Annotated in this window: 1 protein-coding gene; it reads left to right on the forward strand. The window is 76.4% G+C overall.

Annotated features, from left to right (window positions below):
• On the forward strand, positions 1–903 hold a 903-nt coding region (locus tag KUM32_RS42155; protein WP_217146881.1), incomplete at both ends, for a xanthine dehydrogenase family protein molybdopterin-binding subunit.

Here is a 903-nt window from a genome sequence, read left to right on the forward strand (position 1 = left end):
ACCCGGCGCCGATCGGCGCCGAGGCCGGGCTCGCCGTGCCGCGCCCGGACGGCGGCGTGGAGCTGTACACCGCCTCCACCGACCCGCACGCCGACCGCGACCTGGCCGCCGCCTGCTACGGGCTGCCGCCCGAGTTGGTGAAGGTCGTCGTGACCGGCGTGCCGGGCGCCATGGGCGAGCGCGAGGACGCCGGCATGCTGCTGCCGCTCGGCCTGCTCGCGCTGCGCACCGGCCACCCGGTCAAGCTGGCCGCGACCCGCGAGGAGTCCTTCCTCGGGCACGCGCACCGCCATCCCACGCTGCTGCGCTACCGCCACCACGCCGACGCCGAGGGCACGTTGCTCAAGGTCGAGGCGCAGATCCTGCTGGACGCCGGCGCCTACGCCGACACCTCGGCCGACGCGCTGGCCGCCGCCGTCTCCTTCGCCTGCGGCCCGTACGTGGTGCCGCACGCGTTCGTCGAGGGCTGGGCGGTGCGCACCAACAACCCGCCATCGGGCCACGTGCGCGGGGAGGGCGCGATGCAGGTGTGCGCGGCGTACGAGGGCCAGATGGACAAGCTGGCGGCCAAGCTCGGCCTCGATCCGGCCGAGTTGCGCATGCGCAACGTCATGGCCACCGGTGACCTGCTGCCCACCGGCCAGACCGTCACCTGCCCGGCCCCCGTGGCCGACCTGCTGACGGCGGTCCGGGACGAGCCGCTGCCCGCGCTGCCGGGGGACGACGCCGACGCGGACGAGGGCGAGTGGCCGCTGCCCGGCGGCCCGGACGGCGCGGGCGACCCGCAGGCCGTGCGGCGCGGCGTCGGCTACGGGCTCGGCATGGTGCACATGCTGGGCGCCGAGGGCACCGACGAGGTGTCCACGGCCACCGTCAAGGTGCAGGGCTCGGTCGCCACCGTGG

Source organism: Streptomyces sp. AC627_RSS907, assembly GCF_019049165.1.